Source organism: Kitasatospora putterlickiae (assembly GCF_039527695.1).
Taxonomy (GTDB): domain Bacteria; phylum Actinomycetota; class Actinomycetes; order Streptomycetales; family Streptomycetaceae; genus Kitasatospora; species Kitasatospora putterlickiae.
In genome coordinates this window covers 6,289-8,529 of sequence record NZ_BAAAKJ010000316.1, presented here as the reverse complement: position 1 = coordinate 8,529, position 2,241 = coordinate 6,289, and the positions used below count along the sequence as shown (strand labels likewise).

Below are 2,241 nucleotides of genomic sequence, written 5' to 3'. Positions count from 1 at the left end.
CCGGGCGCGGGCCCGGAGGCGGGCGCCGGGTCGGACCCGGGGGCGGGCGCCGGGGCGGGGCCCTCCTCCAGCACCAGGTGCACGTTGGTGCCGCCGATCCCGAACGAGCTGACCCCCGCCCGGCGCGGCCCGCCGCCCCGGGGCCACGGCCGCAGCCGGTCGTTGACGAAGAACGGACCCGACTCCAGGTCGAGTTCGGGGTTGGGCTTGGTGAAGTGCGGCGACGGCGGGATGGCCTCCTGCCGCAGCGCCAGCACCGCCTTGATCAGCGCGGCGACCCCGGCGGCGGCGTCCAGGTGGCCGATGTTGCCCTTCACCGAGCCGATCGCGCAGTAGCCGGTGGCCTCGGTGGACTCCTGGAACGCCCGGGTGAGCGCGGCCAGTTCGATTGGGTCGCCGAGCGCGGTGCCGGTGCCGTGGGTCTCCACGTAGCCGACCGAGCCGGCCTCCACCCCGGCCACCGCCAGCGCCTCGGCGATCACCGAGGCCTGCCCGTCGACGCCGGGCGCGGTGTAGCCGGCCTTCAGCGCGCCGTCGTTGTTGACCGCCGAGCCGAGCACCACCGCGTCCACGGTGTCGCCGGCGCGGCGGGCGTCGGCCAGCCGGCGCAGCACCACCACGCCGGCGCCGTTGCCGGGCACCGTCCCGGCCGCCGCCGCGTCGAACGGCCGGCAGTGGCCGTCGGGGGAGAGGATGCCGCCCGGCTCGTACTGGTAGCCCTGCTCCAGCGGCGAGCCGATCGAGACGCCGCCGGCCAGCGCGAGGTCGCACTCGCCGTTCAGCAGGCTCTGGCAGGCCAGGTGGACGGCGGTGAGCGAGGTGGAGCAGGCGGTCTGCACGCTCAGCGCCGGGCCGGTCAGGCCGAGCTTGTAGGCGACCCGGGTGGCCAGGAAGTCCTTGTCGGAGGCGAGCAGCGTCTGGTACGGCCCCGCCGAGTCGAAGACCCGCCGGTTGGCCGTCACGTTGTGCAGCAGATAGGTGTTCATGCCGGCGCCGGCGAACACCCCGATCCGCCCCTCGAACGCCTCCGGCACGCAGCCCGCCGACTCCAGCGCCTCCCACGCGCACTCCAGGAACACCCGGTGCTGCGGGTCCATGATCTCGGCCTCGCGCGGGTTGTAGCCGAAGAACGCCGCGTCGAAGCGGTCGGCGCCCTCCAGCACGCCCTTGGCCCGTACGTAGCCGTCCCGGCCCGACACCGCGGGGTCCACCCCGGACGCCCGCAGGGCCTCCTCGGAGAGCACGGCGATCGACTCCCGGCCCTCCTCCAGGTTCCTCCAGAAGGTGTCGACGTCGGGGGCGCCGGGGAAGCGGCCGGCCATGCCGACGATGGCGATCTGGTCGAGTTCTTCGGACATCTCCGGCATCGGGGTCTCCTGTCGCCCTCTCACGTCGCTGCCTCAGGACCGGGCACGGCGCACGGCCGCCTGTTGCCGCCGGGCACCGGCCCGGCGTCGGTGCTCCGCGCGTTCGCGCGCGTCCGCTCCGGGGGCCGCCGACGGCTCCCCCTCGGACCGGCTCAGATGGGCGGCCAGCGAGGCCACCGTCGGGTGCTGGAACAGCTCGACCATCGACACCCGGTGCCCGGCGTCGGAGGCGAGCACCGAGCGCAGTTCGGCCATCAGCAGCGAGTGCCCGCCGAGGTCGAAGAAGTTGTCGTGGGCGCCGACCCGCTCGACGCCCAGCACCTTGCGCCAGAGCCCGGCGAGCGTGCGCTCCAGGCCGTCACCGGGTGCGGTGAACGGCGCCGCCGCCTGCGGGCGCCCGCCGTCCGGCTCGGGCAGCGCGGCCCGGTCCACCTTGCCGCTCGGAGTGAGCGGCAGGGCGTCCAGCACCGTGAACGCGCCGGGCACCATGTACTCGGGCAGCCGCTCCCGCAGGTGCGCGGCCAGCTCGGCGGGCCCGGGCGGCCCGTCGCTCCCGGCCGCCGTCAGGTGGGCGACCAGCCGCACGTCCCCGGGCCGGTGCTCGCGGGCCGTCACCACCGCCTCGCGCACCCCGGGGTGCGTGCTCAGCACGGCCTCGATCTCGCCCGGCTCGATCCGCAGGCCGCGCAGCTTCACCTGGTGGTCCAGCCGGCCCAGGAACTCCAGCGCGCCGTCCTCGCGGAACCGGGCGAGGTCCCCGGTCCGGTACAGCCGCGCCGCCGGGTCCGGGTCGAAGGGGTCCGGGACGAAGCGCTCGGCGGTCAGCTCCGGCCGGTTCAGGTAGCCGCGGGCCAGGCCCCGGCCGCCGATGTAC

Annotated in this window: 2 protein-coding genes; both read right to left on the bottom strand. The window is 75.9% G+C overall.

What is annotated here, in order from left to right:
- Positions 1–1,367, bottom strand: a 1,367-nt coding sequence (locus ABD308_RS30065) for a type I polyketide synthase (RefSeq protein ID WP_344341805.1), incomplete at its 3' end; no start/stop codon positions are given.
- A gap of 33 nt (positions 1,368–1,400) precedes the next feature.
- Positions 1,401–2,241, bottom strand: an 841-nt coding sequence (locus tag ABD308_RS30060; RefSeq protein ID WP_344341802.1) for a phosphopantetheine-binding protein, incomplete at its 5' end; no start/stop codon positions are given.